The sequence below is a fragment of the Paenibacillus sp. FSL K6-0108 genome, from assembly GCF_045040695.1.
Lineage (GTDB): Bacteria > Bacillota > Bacilli > Paenibacillales > Paenibacillaceae > Paenibacillus > Paenibacillus pabuli_B.
Genome location: NZ_CP150288.1, coordinates 1,573,544 through 1,591,708, shown reverse-complemented (window position 1 = coordinate 1,591,708; position 18,165 = coordinate 1,573,544). Strand labels below are relative to the sequence as shown.

Sequence of the window (18,165 nt, the reverse complement as noted above, 5' to 3'; positions counted from 1 at the left end):
CGTTTTGCCTGCTGTTCCGCGTCATTTTAGCCGATTCGAAGTCTCCCAACATCACGAATGGACACTTCCAGCGGATATATGTTAGCTTTTTGCTCGGAAAAGAACCAGACTCGCTCCTTCTTCACCACAATAAACAGACCGTTCACATCCCCTATAGGGGCAAATGTATCGCTAATTGCTCTCCATCGTTTCAACGCCATCTGCTCAAGTTCATCTACCGTAGAAAGCACATCTTCCGTGACAAGTCCCACCTCACACACCTGCAGCAGATCCTTCTCCGAAAAGGTGCGGTCACTCTCGTTATGAACGGTATGATGAGCAATCAGCTCCAGAATGTTACCGACAGGATCTTCGAAATAGAGCGAAGTCGAGTTCCAATTGGTTGAATAAGTCTCATCCTCACCTTCATACCTACTTAAACGGACACGTGCCGCTGCCCACGCTTTGGCCTCCTGAAAACGATTGGCTGGAATCATCCAGGCGAAGTGATAGAAGGGTTCCTGTTCTGTTCTACTCTCAGCGAATATCATCTTCGTTAATCCAACTCGTATCGTAAATGAATGCCGAGACTCCTCAAGCAGCTCCAATCCCAAAGTATCCACATAAAATGGTTTGATGTCTTCCAATCGTGCTGTATAACATTTGACCTCTTCAAAAATCATCCTGAGTCCCCCTTCATCCGACCGTGTATCTTCTCCCACTCACTCCATGGCACCATGCCGAGTTCCGGCTTCGCTTCATCCGGGAGCATCGATATGAATTCCAGGGAATGACCATCCGGATCGGTAAAATATACGGACACAGCCGGCATCCATCCAAATACATACAACTCGCCAATATCATCATCCAGAAAGTTACGCGTCTTGATCCCTTTATCCTCCAGGTAAGTGACAGCTTGCTTCATGTCCTCCAACGATACCTGAAAAGCAAAATGCTGTCGCCGCACCTCGGAAGGGTCCTTTTGCCACAGTCCGAGCATTGCGTTGCCTTCACCGCCAATCCAGTAAAAGGAGTTCCCACGATCCTTCTGCCCATAAGCGTGCTGCAATCCAATGATCTGTTCATAGAAATGATGGGATCTCTCCAGATCCGTTACGTTCAGATGGGTTTCAAATATACCTTTAATCATAATGAAAACCTCTTTCTCTTTTTATCTATGGTTAGTTTCCGTTAATTCTTTCTCATTTCCGCGCAGCTGTTAATGTCTCTGCAAGGTGCAAAAAGGAACCCAGAACGCGTTTGATCCGGTCCTCAATATCCTGACTGCCTTCAAATTCTTCGTATCCGTCAAACGTTGCTTCAAACCTTCTGCGCTGTGCACCACCAATGGAAATCCACTCCTGCGCGTTAATCCCATGCAAATTGCGAATAATGGCCTGCAGCTGCAAAAGTGAGCTTACTCCGACCGCGCCTCCTGCGGAGCTGATGGATAATACCGGTTTACCACTAAAATGAGCCTGGCTCAGGTGATCCAATGCATTTTTTAGAACACCACTGATGCTGCCGTGATACTCTGGCGTGGACAAAATAATGGCATCTGCCGCGAGCATACGCGTGTTCAAATCAGACAGATTTTGATCTTCATTCTGTTTTTCATCCGGTGCATAAAAAGGGAGCGGTGTCTGATATAAATCAAACAAGCTGGCTTCATGCCCCTGACCATTGATGACTTCAACGGCATATTCCCCTAAACGTGTACTGGTTGCATTTTTCCGATTACTGCCTGCCAAAATGATAATATTCATTGATGTCACTCTCCTTCGATTTTATAAAAACATTCCATCTCTTCGATTCAACTTTCCCTACTCTCATCTTACCTTGCTTCTACCTCGGAATCGTCGGCAGATAGACTTAACTTCCAGCACAAAAAAACTCAACCTTTTGGTTGAGTTTCTACGACTTTAGACTGAAAATATCGGATTAAATCGAAAAATGCAGGAAGATGGATTAGATAACCCAACCATTTCTTACGGCATGAAGTGCAGCTTGTGTTCGGTCTGCCAGGCCTAATTTGTCCAACAGATGACTGACATGGGTTTTTACCGTTTTCTCGGTAATGATTAGTTTGATGGCGATCTCTTTATTACTCAATCCTTGTGCGATCAGTCCCAGAACCTCTCGTTCCCGACGGGTGAGTATGTCCGGTCCATGAGAATGTTCTTTCCCTTGCTCGTCCCGCTCTTGCTCTGAAGGCCGAGTGTACGGATGGGGATTTGCACGCCCATGCGACTCATTCATCGGCAATTCAGACGAAGCCATCACATGCATTAATTGTCCTGCTGCCGCTGGATGAAGTTCTACCTGACCTGCATGTACATTACGAATGGCAGCGGCAAGATCCTCTGGCTCAATATCCTTTAGCAGATATCCCTTCACTCCTGCGCGTACGGCCGGCACCACATGATCCTGATCCGAGAAGGACGTAAGTACGATGATCCGAATTCTAGGCAAGATGGAGCGAAGCCTTCTCGCTGTCTCGATCCCATCAAGTACCGGCATATGCAGATCCATTAATACCACGTCTGGATGCAGCTGTTCCGCTTGTTCCAGTGCTTCCTGTCCGTTCGACGCTTCTCCAACAACTTCCATATCTGGCTGTGTGGACAAAAACACATACAACCCGCGCCTCACCATGGCATGATCGTCAGCAAGTAAAATCGTAATCGGCATGTCTTCTTCCCCCTGAATTTATACAGATTCGGACGGAAGTGGAATGACAACCGTTACCGATGTTCCCTTACGGGATGAACTCACAAGTTCAAGTCTGCCGCCCAGCGATTGGGCTCGTTCTCTCATGATGGACAGACCAAGTGAACTGGCAGGCAAGGCCTCACGCTTTTTGGCTCCCCCTTTTCCACGATCTGTAACGATTAATACCGCTTCCTGATCGCTTAGCTGGAGGGATATCTCCGCGGAAGGGACCCCTGCATGTTTACGTACATTATTCAGCGCTTCCTGTCCGATACGCCATAAGCCTTCCTCAATACTTTGAGGCAAGGAGCGCACACCCGTCCGATGTACAACGACCTGCAGTCCCTGTCCTGTACCATATTCCTGCAGTGCACTGAGCAGACCAGACTCCAACCCGGCTGGACGAAGCTGCATAATCAAGGCACGCATTTCCTTCAATGCTTCCTGTGACAAGGAACGGATATCCTTCATCGCTTCCGCAGCGGGATGCATCTGTGGTGATGCGGATAACATACTCTCCGCCCCCTTGGCTGTCAGCGACAGGGAGAACAAAATTTGATTCACCGAATCATGCAAATCCCGAGCCAGTCGGTTTCTTTCCTCCAGTCGGGTCAATTCCCGGCGTTTGTATACCAGTCTTAGACTCTCCCACGAGGCTGTAATATGTTCAGCGAGCGCATCAAGAACCTCGCGATCTGCATGAAGGAAACCATTCGCCGAGTCCATTCCAACCACCAGCACTGCCGTTTCGCCGGGAGAACTTAATGGAATCGGGGCGGCCAGACCCGAACCCAAAACGGACATCGGAAACCGGGTATTGCACATGGCAGCAACGCCCTGAATCTCTGTTGCCTTCAATACCGTAGCCCGATGAGAATCAATAACATCATTCATACGAGCCTCCACCTCTGGAGATAATCCGGAGAGATTCATCATTTCGGACTTGCCATGAGCATGAGCTGACTGCACCATAAAACTTCCGTTTTTCTGTGATAACAGTGCAGCAAAAGGCCAGTCATAATGATGCCCGAGCAGCTTTACAACCATCATGGCCATATCATCTGCACTGCTGCACTCGTTGACCATCATGCCCAGCGAACGACTGAACTCCCCCAGCCTGACATACAAATCCGCACGCCTTTGCTCTGCGCTGTATAATCGCATCCGCTCCATTGCACTGCCGATCTGATAAGCTACAGCCTGCAAAAGCGCCAGCTCACTATCACTAAAATGCTCTTTTCCTGGCGCAGCAACATTCAGCAGTCCCAGCATCTTCTTCCCCGAGCGGAGCGGAACCGTTGCATGATGGGTGATGTCATGGGTATCTCCCCATTGATGTTCCACGGCATCCTCCAGACGTTTGCAATTAATAATATTGACGGCATTATCCAATCTCCCGTCCCGGAAGCGATTCACACACCAGCAAGACCCGCAGCGCATTGGCTCCTTGTCGTTATACAGCAGAGCAGGAGGCAGACTGTAATCAGCAATGCAGACGTATTCTCCCTGAGGATTGATCAGAAACACCCAGCCCGTAGTCAAACCCGTCAGTTCCAACAGCTTGCCGAGTACCGTATCCAGCATCAGATTCAGGTCGTTGGATGTGTTGAGCGTTTCCGCGATCGTCTTCAGTGTATACATCTCCTGCATTCCGGCTTTTTCCGTCATGCGGATTCCTCTCCTTTGACTGATCCATAGAGTTGTTTTCAATTATTGTATACAATCAGCGAAGGATATAAAAGGATGAACTTCCCGCTTCCTTTCTAGCCCAACTTCTGTCGCTCTTTGCGAGGTGCGGATAAAGGCTCCATATTAATCAGGCCACGATCCGAGAGAGCCAGCGCCATTTTATAGAAAGCACGCGTCCGAATCTTCGTATACGTATCCTTGCTGACAGGTGGATCAAATACATGGTTATACACCTTGTAGTCAAATACATCGTCATCTTTCAGATAACGTTCACTGACGAGTACACGTTCCTTCTCGCTCAAGCGGGATACCACAAAGTCAATCGTATCGCAGTACGCCTGACGTGCGCGCTGCACATCCACATTATAGATTGCCGTTCTGGCGGTGGAATCCCCGGTCACATTCGTTGCACCATGGAAACGCTCAGCGTAACTTGCTGTCACCAACACCTCTCGTTCTTCAAAAGCAATCGTTTTATAAATCCGGTATTTTTCCAGCGCGGCTTCAACAGCAGTCTGTGTTTTGCGTCGGTCCAATTCGGGCAGCATCAGTTCCATATTCATTCTCCTCCTTTAACATTCGTTATAGAATGAAAGTCTATTAGCTTCGCATGTTCCACTCCGATGACAGAAAAATCTTACGATCGCTGTTATCCCCAGATTTTTTTGATTATATTTTCTAATGTAAAAATCCGATGATAAATGCGAACGCTACGCTTCTCCAGCTTTTTTCTGTCCTCTTCGTTTGCGTAACTTAAAGTTCATTCTATAAAAGTTAAACTTGCATACATCTCTTCTTTGGTATTTTGTATTATTCGGTTACAGTCGCTTTCGGGTACAAAAGATAGACGAATAGAATCTTTTCGATCTACCTATTGCTGATTTGAATCGCTCTTCGGATGAATACAAGATACTCCTTTTATTAGAGTTATCCAGTTCTCTGAAATAGTAACGGCATTTTTCAAGTTTTTCCTGTTGCCTTTTGGACTCAAATAAAGTCAGCGATGAAGCAGAAATTATTCATTTTCCTCATCATTCAGCTTGTCTCAACTTTACATTTTGTTCGTATATTGTTCGTATTTCTATTTGAGGATACCACTTTCTGGGGATTGGCGTAAACCTTCATTTTGGGTCGTTTTAACTATAAAATAAAACCCGCACTCTCATTTTCTTTACCTTTTGGCATAATTGTTTCATATCCCTTTACCTAATGGTATATATACGATATAGTACAGATAATTAAAGATCTTCGTATAAGTCATTTTCTAGTTTTAATGTTGAGAAGGTACATTTGAATATTCGATGAGGGCAGTATTGGCACTTCAAGAGAGTGGCAGTAGTGAAGGAGACGGAATCGATTCTGAAAAAGCGGTAGCGTTCGCCTTTATCACCGGATTTCTCCCTTTAGGAAAGGGAAAAAAGGAAATCTGGGGATAACAGCGATTGGAAGAACGATCCGTATCCGGAACGGGGCATCCGCAGATCGTCAAGCAATACCTCATGCTTTGCTTCTCAATATTAATTAGTAATACACTTGTACGAATCAAAGGAGTGGCATGAATCGTGGAGCACGCTTTTGGTCCTTATCTGAAACAACTGCGCGAGCAACAAGGATACAGCATCAATCAGCTCGCCGAAGCAGCAGGAATCAGCAACTCGCAAATTTCGCGCATTGAAAATGGGGTTCGCGGAGTCCCCAAACCTGCTACCATCCGCAAAATTTCGGACGCACTCTCGGTTCCCTACGCAGATATGATGAAGCAAGCCGGGTATTTGGAAACTGTCAATACAGCCAATGCGCTCCAGGACGCTCCGGAATGGGCAACTTACAAGGACCGTCGAGACTTTAAAAAGATGCTCGAGGATGAGGATGACTTAATGTTTGACGGCATCCCGCTGGATGATGAGGATAAGAAACGAATCAAGGATGTCCTGACAGGTCTGTTCTGGGAAGCCAAACAGATGAACAAACGCAAAAAAACGAACGATCCGGACGAGCGCCCATGAAGCATTTCAAGCTGAACAAACTAAAGCAGCAGGTGAGATGATATGGATGACATTGTAACAAAGCTGATTCGAAAACACCGGACCAACTGCCCTTTCAGCATTGCCAGAGCCATTGGAATACAGATCCGATTCACCAATCTGGGCAAGTCTACCAAAGGACTGTATTTCCGAAAGCTCCGTCGCAGATTTATCGTCATTCACAATGATTTACCGCCGGAATGGCAGCGCTTCGTGTGTGCCCATGAACTTGGACATGACCGATTGCACAAAGGCATAAACCGCTTCTTTCTGGAGGAACATTCCTATTTTGCCCCAGGCAAGCTGGAAAGACAGGCCAATCGTTTTGCCATACAGCTTCTAACTTCAGGGGTGATGCCAGAGCCGGATGAATCACTGGAGAAATTTTGTTTACGTACAGGACTGCCACGTGAAGTGCAGCATTTTTTTTAGTCTTTTTAAGAACACATGTTCCTTTAAAATAAAATTCTCTCTTCATCTTTCACTGTGAAAATCTGATGTCACTTTCGGGTTACCTATTTTTACGTGAATAGCGAGATTTCCTAATAATAGTCTGGTAAAATACAACATGAGTTGTGCAAACGCTCACGTAGATTATTATTTATGGGGAGGTTACTGATTCATATGAAAATCTGGAAGACTTACGTTTCGCTTGTGCTCACGCTCTGTCTGCTGTTTGGCAGTGTAGGCATTGCCGCTGCTGCAACGGATACCAATCCGGGCACTGGTAAACACATTACTATTCTACATACGAATGACATGCACGCACGCGCAGTTGAGTCCTCACCTGCGATGGGTTTCGCCAAAGTGGCTGGCATTGCGGACAAATACCGTAGCGAAAACCCAAATACCCTTCTGCTGGATGCCGGAGATGCAGTGCATGGTACAACCTTTGCTACACTTGTTAACGGGGAAAGCATTGTTAAAGTGATGAACGAAATCGGTTATCAGGCCATGGTTCCAGGTAACCACGAATTCAACTACGGCTCCAAGCGCCTCATCGAACTTGCGGATATGATGAAATTCCCTATGCTCAGTGCCAATGTGAAAAAGAAAGACGGAACTCGTCTCTTCGAGCCTTACCTCATTAAAGAAGTCGACGGCGTGAAGATCGGGATCATTGCACTGACTACACCGGAAACGATGTATAAAACAAATCCGAAAAATGTGGAAGGTCTTGATATTACAGACCCAACTGCGGAAGCCAAAGTTCTTGTGAACGAAATTCGCAGCAAAGTAGATGTTGTTGTTGTATTGGGACACCTTGGACAAGACGCGTCCAGCACCGATACTAGCTTCAAAGTTGTAAAGGAAGTGCCCGGCATTGATGTATTCATCGACGGTCATAGCCATACGGTTCTGCAAGATGGACTTGTATCCGATAACGGAACATTAATCGCCAGCGCTGGTGAGTACACTAACTTTGTAGGTGTGATCGACCTGTGGGTTGACGGTGGCAAAGTAACGAAAAAACAAGCAACACTGATTGATGAGACGGAAGCAAAAGACATCAAGCCGAATGAGAAAGTTGCCGCATTGGTTAACTCCATTCAGAAAGAACAAGAACCCATCCTGAAAGAAGAAGTAGCCAATACAGCAATCCTGCTGGACGGCAAACGTGAACAAGTACGCGCAGGTGAAACCAACCTGGGTGACCTCCTGGCAGATGCCATCCGTGACGTCAGCAAAGCCGATATCGCACTCACAAATGGTGGCGGTATTCGTTCTTCCATTGAAAAAGGTATCGTAACCAAAGGGGATATCATCACTGTACTTCCTTTTGGTAATCAGGTTGTAACGCTTGAAGTAAAAGGCTCTGATGTACTCGCAGCCCTTGAAAACGGTGTAGGATCTTATCCTGAACCAAGTGGTGGATTCCCACAAGTATCCGGCATGACGTTCAGCATTGATTCTTCCGCTGCCAAAGGCAGCCGTGTACACTCCGTCATGATCGGAGATAAAGCCCTTGATCCGAAAGCAACATACACATTGGCTACGAATGATTTCACCGCTGTTGGCGGTGATGAGTACACCATGTTTGCGAAATACACTACGTCCGGCATGTATGGTGCCATGGATGAAGCGTTGATCGAATACATGCAAAAACTGGGCGCTGTGGATATCAAAACAGACGGCCGTATCAAGGAAGCCAAAGCTCCTGCAGCTGAGCCGGAAGCTCCAGTAACCGAAACACCAGCACCAACTACACCGAAACCAGAGACACCAAAACCAGAAACACCGTCGAAACCGACACCAAGCAAACCAGCTCCAGCCAAAGTGCATATTGTAAAATCCGGAGATTCCCTGTATTCCATCTCCAAACAGTACGGTACCACTTGGCAAGCTCTGCAAAAGCTGAATAAGATCAAAAATCCACACTGGATTTATCCAGGTCAACAATTGAAGCTGCCTGCAGCTTCATAAAAAAAGGGTGTCCCTCATGCCATAATCGGCTGATGGACACCCTTTTTATTTTAAGAATCAATCACATCAATATACGGTTACCTAACGATGCTCCATTCTCCCTGTTTACCCCAACATCACTTTGCTGCAAAAATAAATCCCCGGAAGCACTCTGAGAAATCACTTCATGTCCTGTCCCCAACCGTGGACTAGATGTGATTTCTCCAAAATTGCCACTCTCATGCGGTTATTTCACATTCAAAACGACATATTTTTCGTCCATGATTTGCATATTTGCACATGTATAGATTCTTTTAACACCATATTTGAAGCTCTTATGAATAAACCTGTTGTATACAGAATACATTTTTTCAAATTCTAGTTACTTTGTATGATAACACACAAATATTGTTGTATCCTTATATGACTATAGCCCTCTTTTTAATGCTTTAATCCGCTACACAACCACAAACATCTCTTATCGCATTTTATCCGGACCTACTATAGATTGGTCTATTATATAGAGATACGTAGCAACAGTTCCTTACGGGATGGATGCTTTTTAATTCCAATTTTGGACTACAGCTCTTCCTTCGCCCGCTCTACAGCCTCGTGTGCCGTCATACTGATTCGGTTGGATTCACCTTGTGCTGCAAGAACATGCGATCCAAATTCCACCTGTCGCTCTGCCGCGCCTCGGCCAATCACAATCTGGACAGGCAGCCCGATGAGTTCCGAATCCTTGAATTTCACCCCTGGCCGTTCATCACGATCATCGACCAATACACTGTATCCTGCATCCAACAGTTGTTGCTCCAGTTCCAGCGTGAGTTCGCGTTGCTGTTCATCCTTCCAGCTCATGGGGATCAGATGTACATGATAAGGTGCGATGGCTGATGGCCAACGGATACCCTCTTCTCCGGCATATTGTTCAGCAATAGCGGCCATCAGACGAGACACACCGATACCGTAACAACCCATTACAGGTGCGCACTGCCGTCCATTGCGATCCAGGAAGGATGCTCCCATAGCGTCACTGTACTTGGTTCCCAATTTGAAGATATGCCCAACTTCTATTCCTTTTGTGAATACAAGCGATTCTCCACAGGTTGGGCAGCCGTCACCTTCAGCAGCAAAACGGATTCGATCTACTTTGTCCAAAGCAAAATCTTTACCCGGAACTACATTCGAATAGTGTACGTCGACTTCATTAGCTCCTGTAATGGCATGTTCCATTGCAGCTACATCCGCATCTACTACAATCGGCAGATCCAGTCCAATGGGACCGAGAAAGCCCACAGTTAATTTGGGATGACTCGCTAGGGCAGTTTCATCAGCCAGAATCAGCTCCTCTGCACCTAATACCTGCTTCAGCGCGATATCATTCACTTCATGATCCCCACGAACAAGCGCAGCGATCAATTGACCGTCAGCCTGATAAAGCAGCGTTTTGATTATCTCATGAGGAGCCTTGCCCACAAAGGAACTTAATTCAGCAATGGTCCGTACCCCTGGAGTTTCAATACGGACCAGCGTGTTATCCTCCACATTCTCAACGGCTCTAACCGCTGTAGTGGAACCACTAGAACCAGAAGAAACAGAATCTTCTGCTTGCGCTGAATTTCCGGTAGTATATCCTGACGTCTGATATCCAGCCTTCTCCAGGTTTGCGGCATATCCACAATGTTTGCAGGTGACGATTGTATCTTCTCCCACATCAGCAAGTGCCATGAATTCGTGAGTCTCTCCCTGACCACCAATGGTGCCTGCATCAGCCTCCACCCGAATATATTCCAGTCCACAACGCTCCAAAATGCGCGAATACGCCGTATTCATGGCCTGATAGGTGCGATCCAGCTCTTCCCAATCGGAAGCAAAAGAGTACGCATCCTTCATGATGAACTCCCGTCCCCGCAGCAATCCAAATCTTGGACGACGTTCATCTCTGAATTTGGTTCCAATCTGATAAAGGGTAAACGGCAGCTTCCGATAGGAATTCACCTCGTCACGAGCTAATGCAGTCACAACCTCTTCATGGGTTGGACCCAGGGCGAATTCTCGTGCATGGCGATCCTTCAGACGCATCAGCTCAGGGCCATACTGTGTATATCTTCCGGATTCTTCCCATAGCTCAGCCGGCTGCATGATGGGCAGCAATACTTCCTGACATCCTGCACGATCCATCTCTTCCCGAACGATTCGTTCGACATTTAATAAGATACGACGTCCCAAGGGCAGGAAACTGTATATCCCTGCTGCGAGTTGGCGAATCATACCCGAGCGTAATAACCAGCGATGCCCTGCTGCATCTGCCTCTGCTGGCGCTTCACGTAATGTTGGAACAAGCATTTCACTTTGACGCATCTTGTTACACCCCTTATCCTTCTAATTGTTATTGTAAATCAGGTTATAAACAGCAAAAAAACACATCCGTCAAGGGACGAATGTGTCGTGGTACCACCCTTATTTAACTGCACTTTGCCAGCTCACCTGATATCAAATCATCAAGGCCTCACCATAACCGATTCTCCGTTTGCAACCTATGCAAAACGTGAACATGCAGTCCTTCAGAGCATAACGGGCCCATCCGGCGAAGGTCACAGGCCATTTGGGCCTTTTCCTCCGCAGCTCGCGAGGTAGGAATAACGAAACAGCAACAGAAACCTTGCACTATGTGGTTTCCTCTCTGTAGAAGCTGGCTGACGTCATTATGTCCTCGTTGATCGCTGTTATCATTTTTTGATCACCATAGTGTATTTACAAGAAATTGTCAACCATTACTCGAATACTACCCCCGAATAATATTCCACCACATCACGGATGAGCATGTACGCCTCTCCATTAGTAAGCTCGTTTTTGTTTGCTATACCAGCAAGCGTGTCCTTGCTTACGAAGTTCTGCATTTGCAATTGAGTGAGTGCCAATTCAGGTGTAGTTTCAGCTTCAGCAGCCCCCATTGCCAAACATAGCATATACGCAGCTTGATCCAGAGTTAAAGGTAAAGCGGAAGCGTTCTTCATACTCCCAACAACTTTATCTGCACTGCCTGTATAAAAGTTTGGAAACATGGCTTGCAGTCTTTTCAATTTACTCAAATAACGTTCCGGATTCATGGCCGTATCCAGATCCCAACCCTCATTATTATAATTACCTGAGGTCATGTACATACTCGCGGCAGCAAGTAACCCCCTATAATCCTTATGCTCCATGTAGTCAGGCTTCTCGAAATCATGCATCGATAGATCCATGCCTTGTTTCTCCAGCATCTTACGCAATTCGGTTGCACGCTCCTTAGAAGCTGAGAGTTCCCGGAAGGACTCCTTGTGTATATATGCCAGTTTGACCGCTGCTCCAGCAGCTTCTCCAGTAGCCATCCCCAGAGGGACGACCCTTGCGCTTCCATGTGGAATCGTGTCATAACTTGCTGCTCGTCCTACTACTAACAGACCATCAACTTTCAATGGGACAAGCGAACGGAAAGGTACACCATATTGAACTGGACTCAGCATAATTGTACCAGGATTGCCCACACTCGTACTCTGAATATCGATATCGTATGAACCATAACCAATAGCATCCCAATGATCACGATTCTCCATAACATCAGCAAGTGTCAGACGATACTCACCATAGATGTGACGTGATTCTCTTACGTAGAGCTCATCCGCCGTTCCGACATATTGAAGCCCTGCAAATTCCTCGTAATTTTTCTTCAAAAAATCAACGATCAAAGGTGCTTCCTTCCGCCCTATCTCCAGTCCCTCTTTCACAGATGCCGGATCCAGTGGATCTACTCCAAAGATCTGCATCGTATTGATCAAGATGGTATCATCGTTTTGTCTCCCAATGTTCAGACTGCGAATCTTGATGCGTTGCGGATCGGTTGATTCATATTTTCGCGCATCACCGTATCCCCAGGCACTCATTTTATCAACACCTGTGCCTTCTCTTTCCCTGAACTTTTGCCATACTTCATCTGTAACACCACTTAGCTTAAATACGAGCGTAGAGACCATCTTGGACTTGCCATCTCCAATGTCCTGTCTGCCTATGGAATATGGAACCCCAGCAGCCGCTGCAATATCTGCATCCTGAGTAGCGTCAATGATTGAACGTGTTGCAATTTTTATAATGGTTCCATCTTCTTTAGTTATGTTCATCCCTATAATTGTAGTTTGCCCTTCCGAGACAGACTCCGTAATGGGCTCTAAATGTTTAACATTCATCAGAAGGTCTATATTAGGTTCGGAATAAATCATTCGATAGAAAACGTTAGCTGCTGTATGGATATCAAATGAACTGCCCTCAATCTGGTCAAACCATTCCTGAAAAATCCCTTTATTCAGAAAATCAGGCTGTCGAAGACTGCTCAACCATTGTGGCTGATCAGGGGAGTAATTCAAATCCAACGTATTAAGTCCCCCTTCGGTCATCAACCCTCCAAGCATGTTGCGATCTCTTGCTTCTACCAACAATACCCGCATCCCGTTGCGGGCAGCAGATAACGCAGCTGTAATCCCTTCCGGATCAGTTCCAGCAACAATAACGTTATAAGAATCGGACAGCGTTGTGCTCGATTGTACAGTCTCCAATGGCTGCCATACATAATTATTATTGAATTTATAGTTCTTGTTCCAGATATAAAAGGCAGCATAAGCTGCACTAAATAAAATAATAAATACAGCGGCCGTAACTGCTGTTGCTTTCATTTTTTTGCTAACCAAAATAATAATCCTCCACTATGTAATGTAAATTCTTGACGGATTGTAATATGAAGTGCGACACCTACTGGAAATAAATAAAAAATGGCCCATGGCCGGATTCGTGTAGAATGAAGTCACCACAACACACATTCACACAAGGAGAATCCACCATGAGCTACACACATCTTAGCATAATCGAGCGCAGCAAGCTAGAAATCCTCCACCAGCAAGGGAAAAGTGCCCGAGCCATTGCCAATGAATTGGGCAGGCATCATGCCACCATTTGCCGTGAACTTCGTCGAAACGAAATGCAAATGCCCTATTGTGCCGAGCGATCTCAGGAGAGCTATGTCCAAAGGCGTAAGTCCTCCGTTTCCGCAGGGAAGTGGACACCGCAGCAGTCGGTCCTTATAGAAGAAAAACTGCATGCCACGTGGTCTCCTGAACAGATCGTAGAACGGCTCCGTCAAGAGGGATACCCTATAGTCTGCTTTAAAACCATCTATCGCTGGCTGTATACAGGCCGTTTGGTGAAAGGGGGGCTTGCCGTCCTACGTCACAAAGGGAAACGGCAGAAGCCTGCAGAGACGCGCGGCAAGTTTGCTGTGGGTAAGAGCATCTCTCAGCGTCCGAAAGAGGTTCGTTCCCGGAAAACCTTCGGTCATTGGGAACTCGATACGGTCGTCTCAGGCCGTGGGAAAAGCAAGGGCTGCGTAGCTACATTCATCGAACGCAAGACTCGACTGTACATCGCCATTCCCATGCCTGACCGTACCGCTTTGTCCATGGAAATTGCTTTTGGCGTAGCAGCCTCGCAGTATCCTCCTAGTGCATTTCAAACCGCTACTGCCGATCGTGGCAAGGAATTCGCTTGTTATGCCAGTCTGGAAAAAGTTCATGGCCTACAGGTGTATTTCGCAGATCCGTATTCTTCCTGGCAACGGGGCTCGAATGAAAATGCCAATGGCCTCTTGCGAGAGTTTTTCCCCAAGGGGACGGATTTTGCACAAATTACGGATGAATCCTTGGAGACCGCTCTACGCTTGATCAACCACAGACCACGAAAATGCTTGGGCTGGAGAACCGCTCACGAATCCTTTTCAGAGGAACTGTCGCACTTAGCTTGACAATCCGTCTCTTAAAAACTATTAATGAATCACCTAACTCCGATATTCTTCCAACAAAATGCTATTACGCCCCCCTCTCCAACCATAAAAATGTCCATAAAAAAACACTCCCCAACAGTTTGCACCATGTCAGGAAATGTTGATTATATCGGCCTCTGTTATGATTAAGATCCTACGATTGTGCATAACAATGACAACAAAAACTTGGACTGCATCCTAACTTTATCCATTATAAAGACCCCTTTTTGCAATGTAAAGGCATCTCAAACCTATGCACTTCATACAAAAAGAAACTTCAACACTCCCAACCGTTATTACTCACCCTCCATGAATTGCTGAGCGATGGCTGACATGGCCGTGCGTTCCCTGTAATATAGAGAAGTAGGAACCATGTATTAAATGATAAAGGAGTTTGTCCTATGCCATATATTATTTACGATCTTGAATTCACGGTAAGCCGCAATACACGTTATTCTTCTGAAATTATTGATATCGGTGCCGTCAAAGTAACAGAAGGTGAGAACGGCCTGTGTGTATCGGACACGTTCCACACTTATGTTCGTCCATCCAATAAATCGGTGCTGTCAGCTGATACGATTCAGTTTACGGGGATTACGCAGAAGGACATCGACGCAGCCCCTCTTTTTCCGGAAGCGCTGAATCAATTTATTGCCTGGATGGGAAGTGAATCCTATTACATGTGTTCCTGGGGACCCGATGACCGCACCAAACTGATCTCTCATTGCCGTACTCATCAGCTTGATGTAGCCTGGATCACCAACCACAATGATCTTCAGCAACAATGGTCGCGCACGATGCGCAGAGAGGGAAAATTTCGACAGCTCGGACTCGCTCAGGCTCTTGAACTATGCGGTATTGAATTCGATGGTACTCAGCACCGCGCTTTGGATGATGCCATTAATACTGCCAAAGTATTCATGCATCAATTTGATCAATTCAATTTGGAAACCAACTGCGCAGCAGATGATGAGGGCATCACATCCAAAGTGGTCTATTCCAGCAGCACAGAAGATGACGATAAAGATTCCCCTTTTGGTAACCTTGCGCATCTGTTCAAAACCAAAGATTAAGTGCATACAACGCATATTTATTAAAGACGGACCCACCCAGACCTGCACTGAAGTTCAGTTGTAGAGCTCCCTCCAACGTTCAAGACGTTCTTTCATCATGAGGCGGTATTTCTCGGGTTCCAGAATTTCTGCATCAGGTCCATATTGAGACAACCAGGTTAAAAATCCTTGTTCATCACTTAATATGGCCTCAAACAACAGCGTGCCCTCCGGTTCGATTGTCAATATGGGGCGTGCAAAAAACTGTTCCTGCATAACACGCTCCACCGCGTGAGGCGAGAATCTGATCTTGAATGCAGTCCACTCCGTACTGCCGGTAAGTTCCCTTGGCGTACGGAAGTGAGATTGTAAAAGGTAATCATCTTTGCGGAATGTGCGTGGCAAAATCCGAACTCTGTGCAAGCGATTCACTTGAAATATTCTCAGTCTCTCTGACAGGTGACAATATGCCAACAGATCAAATCGATATTCGCGGGGAATAAGACAGTAAGGATCCATTCGCGCAATCCCCTTGTTACCTTGAACGAGATATTCTCCTTCTATAGTATTCTGGGATATTCCAGCCTGAAGCAGCGTCACCAGTGAATGATTGAAATGTTCGGTACTGTCATTTTGCCAAGCAGATGTACCCACCTTGAACAACCCGCTAATTTGCTCAGACCATTCCACTCGCTCTGTTTTGTTTTTCTGACTCGAAGCAACCACTTTCTCATACGCGCTCTCAAAAGCAGGTTTCAGCAACGGACGAATACTATCCATGACTTCTTCCAGGTGCATAAAGGCTTGAGCTTCTTCATCAGACCAATTCAGCGGATACATGGCAAAATGGCTGATAAACATGTATCCTCTCCCGTGTCCCATATTGGCGATGGGGATATGCATTGCACTGAGGGCCTCCATGTCGCGGTATATCGTCCTTTCCGTCGTCTCGCACCGCTCAGCAAGCTCACGGGCCAGAATACCCGGCTTGGCCTGCACAAGAGTTATAATGCGCATTAATCGGATCAGTCGGTCTGTCATTTTGCCGGACCCTCCACGATGTTGTTTCAAAAAATTCGATACAACTCCATCCATTTTTTATTATTATGTTGTTTAGTACATTCGACTTATTCCCTGACTTCACCTTCAAAAATTATGTAGAAACATTCCTTTCTCTATCATCACCACTAGTTCTTTGTCCCTATTCACCTAACATCGTTTTTTCACGATTTTGAACCGTGGAGTTAAAAGTAATTCCGTAATGGTGCCGAAGTTTCTCCACAATTTCGGCTTCCACGTAATAATCCGGATCCTGTTTTCGAGCCGCTTCAATTAACAAAGCATCTGCGTGACGACGCAGCAGATCACTGCCCTCTTGTGTACGTCCTCTTTCATAAGCGCGCAAAGCTTGTTTAATGAGAGGAACGGTTTCATTTAATTTGATCGTCTTCTCCACCTTGGGATCTTCCGGCTGGCGCAGCATGCCCAGATGACTTGTGTACTGAATATACAATTGTTCTCTGCGCAGCAGCACTCTCTGGCTTTGCTTCAACTTTCGTGTACTCCAATATGCTGAACATACGGCACTTTTCCCCGAAACACGAGGTCCCATGGCGAATTCGAGTAAGATTTGTTTACTCTCTCCCTTGTATACATCGCCAAGTCTTAGGACCCAACCAATATCCGTTTCTTTGGAGCGACAGCCATAGATGCCCTTGAGATGAATTCCAAATTCCGGTTTGAGCAATAGTTCCAAGTCTCTCGACACAATTTTGGGTGCTATTTTCCTGAGTCTTTTGGCAGGGGCTCCGTTACGCCACTCTACCATCATATATACGGGGTCGGCTCCCCCTGTCGGTATGGCCTCTCTATTCCACGAATAAGATACTTCAAAGACTGAGTTCACTGGTAGTCTCTCCCCCGATTTATATGTATTATCTTCTAAGTTATCAGGGTAAATGGACACTATATTGTCACGGAACATATGTTCGCAGGAAATTTTTCCATAATATTAGTTTCTCATCCCTAAATCCGCGTTATTACGACAATAAACGACGAAAAAGCTTGGCAGTATGCCAAGCTTTTAGACCACTTTTTTATGACAAGTCCTAACTTAAATCGTGGACGATCCAATTCCTATTTTGTGTAAATCTTGTATGGAATCAGGTTCTGTAATTGGAGCATAAGTAATACTGTCAATAATCAATTCACGCCCGATCGGCTCACCATTTACAGTGATCTTAATCGTTTTGGTTTGTTTAGTTGTGTACATATGTTTCTACTCCTTCGTGTTCACGATCTTCATAAAAATCGGATATATTGATTTCAATCATTAAATTACAAATTTCGTTAATATGAATAGCAAGCACCCGGAGCTGAAGTAAAAGAATGATGTTAAGACCATCCGGGGTGCTGCCCTGTTCTTCTATTACCCCGACAATATCAAAATTAAACAGCT

The 18,165-nt window shown here is 45.9% G+C and carries 16 protein-coding genes; 5 read left to right on the top strand and 11 right to left on the bottom strand.

Annotated features, from left to right (window positions below; genetic code table 11):
• Positions 1-26: 26 nt before the first annotated feature.
• From MHB49_RS07180 to MHB49_RS07155, 6 genes are all read right to left on the bottom strand, one after another.
• Positions 27-662 (bottom strand): VOC family protein, encoded by a 636-nt coding sequence (locus MHB49_RS07180; RefSeq protein ID WP_405155607.1) that lies wholly within the window; start codon positions 660-662, stop codon positions 27-29.
• Positions 659-1,129: a VOC family protein gene (locus MHB49_RS07175; RefSeq protein WP_405155606.1), complete on the bottom strand. Its 471-nt coding sequence runs from the start codon at positions 1,127-1,129 to the stop codon at positions 659-661. Before MHB49_RS07175 ends, MHB49_RS07180 begins: the two co-directional genes overlap by 4 nt.
• A gap of 52 nt (positions 1,130-1,181) precedes the next feature.
• The gene (locus MHB49_RS07170) at positions 1,182-1,745 is read right to left on the bottom strand and encodes an NADPH-dependent FMN reductase (protein ID WP_405155605.1); all 564 of its coding nucleotides are present in this window, start codon (positions 1,743-1,745) and stop codon (positions 1,182-1,184) included.
• Between the two features lie 202 nt (positions 1,746-1,947).
• On the bottom strand, positions 1,948-2,670 hold the full coding sequence (locus MHB49_RS07165) for a response regulator (protein WP_405155604.1): 723 nt from the start codon (positions 2,668-2,670) through the stop codon (positions 1,948-1,950).
• Between the two features lie 18 nt (positions 2,671-2,688).
• A complete protein-coding gene (locus MHB49_RS07160; protein ID WP_405155603.1) occupies positions 2,689-4,359 on the bottom strand; it encodes a GAF domain-containing sensor histidine kinase in 1,671 nt (556 codons plus the stop codon).
• A gap of 95 nt (positions 4,360-4,454) precedes the next feature.
• Complete coding sequence (locus MHB49_RS07155) at positions 4,455-4,937, bottom strand: ArpU family phage packaging/lysis transcriptional regulator (RefSeq protein ID WP_405155602.1); 483 nt, start codon at positions 4,935-4,937, stop codon at positions 4,455-4,457.
• A 1,002-nt stretch (positions 4,938-5,939) separates the two neighbouring features.
• On the opposite strand from MHB49_RS07155, the gene MHB49_RS07150 reads away from it, so the two are divergent.
• The 3 genes from MHB49_RS07150 (at position 5,940) to MHB49_RS07140 (ending at position 8,828) form a co-directional block, all read left to right on the top strand.
• Positions 5,940-6,386, top strand: a complete 447-nt coding sequence (locus MHB49_RS07150) for a helix-turn-helix domain-containing protein (RefSeq protein WP_405157066.1) — start codon at positions 5,940-5,942, stop codon at positions 6,384-6,386.
• A 42-nt stretch (positions 6,387-6,428) separates the two neighbouring features.
• Positions 6,429-6,836 (top strand): ImmA/IrrE family metallo-endopeptidase, encoded by a 408-nt coding sequence (locus tag MHB49_RS07145; RefSeq protein ID WP_062323893.1) that lies wholly within the window; start codon positions 6,429-6,431, stop codon positions 6,834-6,836.
• Positions 6,837-7,028: 192 nt separating this feature from the next.
• Positions 7,029-8,828 (top strand): 5'-nucleotidase C-terminal domain-containing protein, encoded by a 1,800-nt coding sequence (locus MHB49_RS07140; protein WP_405155601.1) that lies wholly within the window; start codon positions 7,029-7,031, stop codon positions 8,826-8,828.
• Between the two features lie 558 nt (positions 8,829-9,386).
• On the opposite strand, the gene MHB49_RS07135 is transcribed toward MHB49_RS07140, so the two are convergent.
• A complete protein-coding gene (locus MHB49_RS07135) occupies positions 9,387-11,171 on the bottom strand; it encodes a proline--tRNA ligase (protein ID WP_405155600.1) in 1,785 nt (594 codons plus the stop codon).
• Between the two features lie 413 nt (positions 11,172-11,584).
• Complete coding sequence (locus tag MHB49_RS07130; protein ID WP_405155599.1) at positions 11,585-13,531, bottom strand: FAD-dependent oxidoreductase; 1,947 nt, start codon at positions 13,529-13,531, stop codon at positions 11,585-11,587.
• Between the two features lie 149 nt (positions 13,532-13,680).
• Between MHB49_RS07130 and MHB49_RS07125 the strand changes: the two genes are divergently transcribed.
• On the top strand, positions 13,681-14,637 hold the full coding sequence (locus MHB49_RS07125) for an IS30 family transposase (protein WP_405152478.1): 957 nt from the start codon (positions 13,681-13,683) through the stop codon (positions 14,635-14,637).
• Between the two features lie 419 nt (positions 14,638-15,056).
• Entirely contained in the window at positions 15,057-15,728 is a 672-nt protein-coding gene (locus MHB49_RS07120; protein ID WP_247901195.1) for a 3'-5' exonuclease, read from the top strand.
• A 54-nt stretch (positions 15,729-15,782) separates the two neighbouring features.
• Here MHB49_RS07120 and MHB49_RS07115 read toward each other — a convergent pair whose 3' ends face one another.
• From MHB49_RS07115 to MHB49_RS07105, 3 genes are all read right to left on the bottom strand, one after another.
• Positions 15,783-16,748 carry a helix-turn-helix transcriptional regulator gene (locus MHB49_RS07115; RefSeq protein WP_405155598.1) on the bottom strand — a complete coding sequence of 322 codons (966 nt, stop codon included), beginning with the start codon at positions 16,746-16,748 and terminating at the stop codon, positions 15,783-15,785.
• Between the two features lie 160 nt (positions 16,749-16,908).
• Positions 16,909-17,613 (bottom strand): hypothetical protein, encoded by a 705-nt coding sequence (locus MHB49_RS07110; protein ID WP_405155597.1) that lies wholly within the window; start codon positions 17,611-17,613, stop codon positions 16,909-16,911.
• A gap of 207 nt (positions 17,614-17,820) precedes the next feature.
• A complete protein-coding gene (locus tag MHB49_RS07105) occupies positions 17,821-17,979 on the bottom strand; it encodes a hypothetical protein (protein WP_405155596.1) in 159 nt (52 codons plus the stop codon).
• Positions 17,980-18,165 lie beyond the last annotated feature (186 nt).

What these genes read in the sequence shown, in the direction of transcription:
- MHB49_RS07180 (WP_405155607.1), bottom strand. Translation starts at nt 662, where the DNA reads ATGATTTTTGAAGAGGTCAAATGTTATACAGCACGATTGGAAGACATC.
- MHB49_RS07175 (WP_405155606.1), bottom strand. Translation starts at nt 1,129, where the DNA reads ATGATTAAAGGTATATTTGAAACCCATCTGAACGTAACGGATCTGGAG.
- MHB49_RS07170 (WP_405155605.1), bottom strand. Translation starts at nt 1,745, where the DNA reads ATGAATATTATCATTTTGGCAGGCAGTAATCGGAAAAATGCAACCAGT.
- MHB49_RS07165 (WP_405155604.1), bottom strand. Translation starts at nt 2,670, where the DNA reads ATGCCGATTACGATTTTACTTGCTGACGATCATGCCATGGTGAGGCGC.
- MHB49_RS07160 (WP_405155603.1), bottom strand. Translation starts at nt 4,359, where the DNA reads ATGACGGAAAAAGCCGGAATGCAGGAGATGTATACACTGAAGACGATC.
- MHB49_RS07155 (WP_405155602.1), bottom strand. Translation starts at nt 4,937, where the DNA reads ATGGAACTGATGCTGCCCGAATTGGACCGACGCAAAACACAGACTGCT.
- MHB49_RS07145 (WP_062323893.1), top strand. Translation starts at nt 6,429, where the DNA reads ATGGATGACATTGTAACAAAGCTGATTCGAAAACACCGGACCAACTGC.
- MHB49_RS07140 (WP_405155601.1), top strand. Translation starts at nt 7,029, where the DNA reads ATGAAAATCTGGAAGACTTACGTTTCGCTTGTGCTCACGCTCTGTCTG.
- MHB49_RS07135 (WP_405155600.1), bottom strand. Translation starts at nt 11,171, where the DNA reads ATGCGTCAAAGTGAAATGCTTGTTCCAACATTACGTGAAGCGCCAGCA.
- MHB49_RS07125 (WP_405152478.1), top strand. Translation starts at nt 13,681, where the DNA reads ATGAGCTACACACATCTTAGCATAATCGAGCGCAGCAAGCTAGAAATC.
- MHB49_RS07120 (WP_247901195.1), top strand. Translation starts at nt 15,057, where the DNA reads ATGCCATATATTATTTACGATCTTGAATTCACGGTAAGCCGCAATACA.
- MHB49_RS07115 (WP_405155598.1), bottom strand. Translation starts at nt 16,748, where the DNA reads ATGACAGACCGACTGATCCGATTAATGCGCATTATAACTCTTGTGCAG.
- MHB49_RS07105 (WP_405155596.1), bottom strand. Translation starts at nt 17,979, where the DNA reads ATGTACACAACTAAACAAACCAAAACGATTAAGATCACTGTAAATGGT.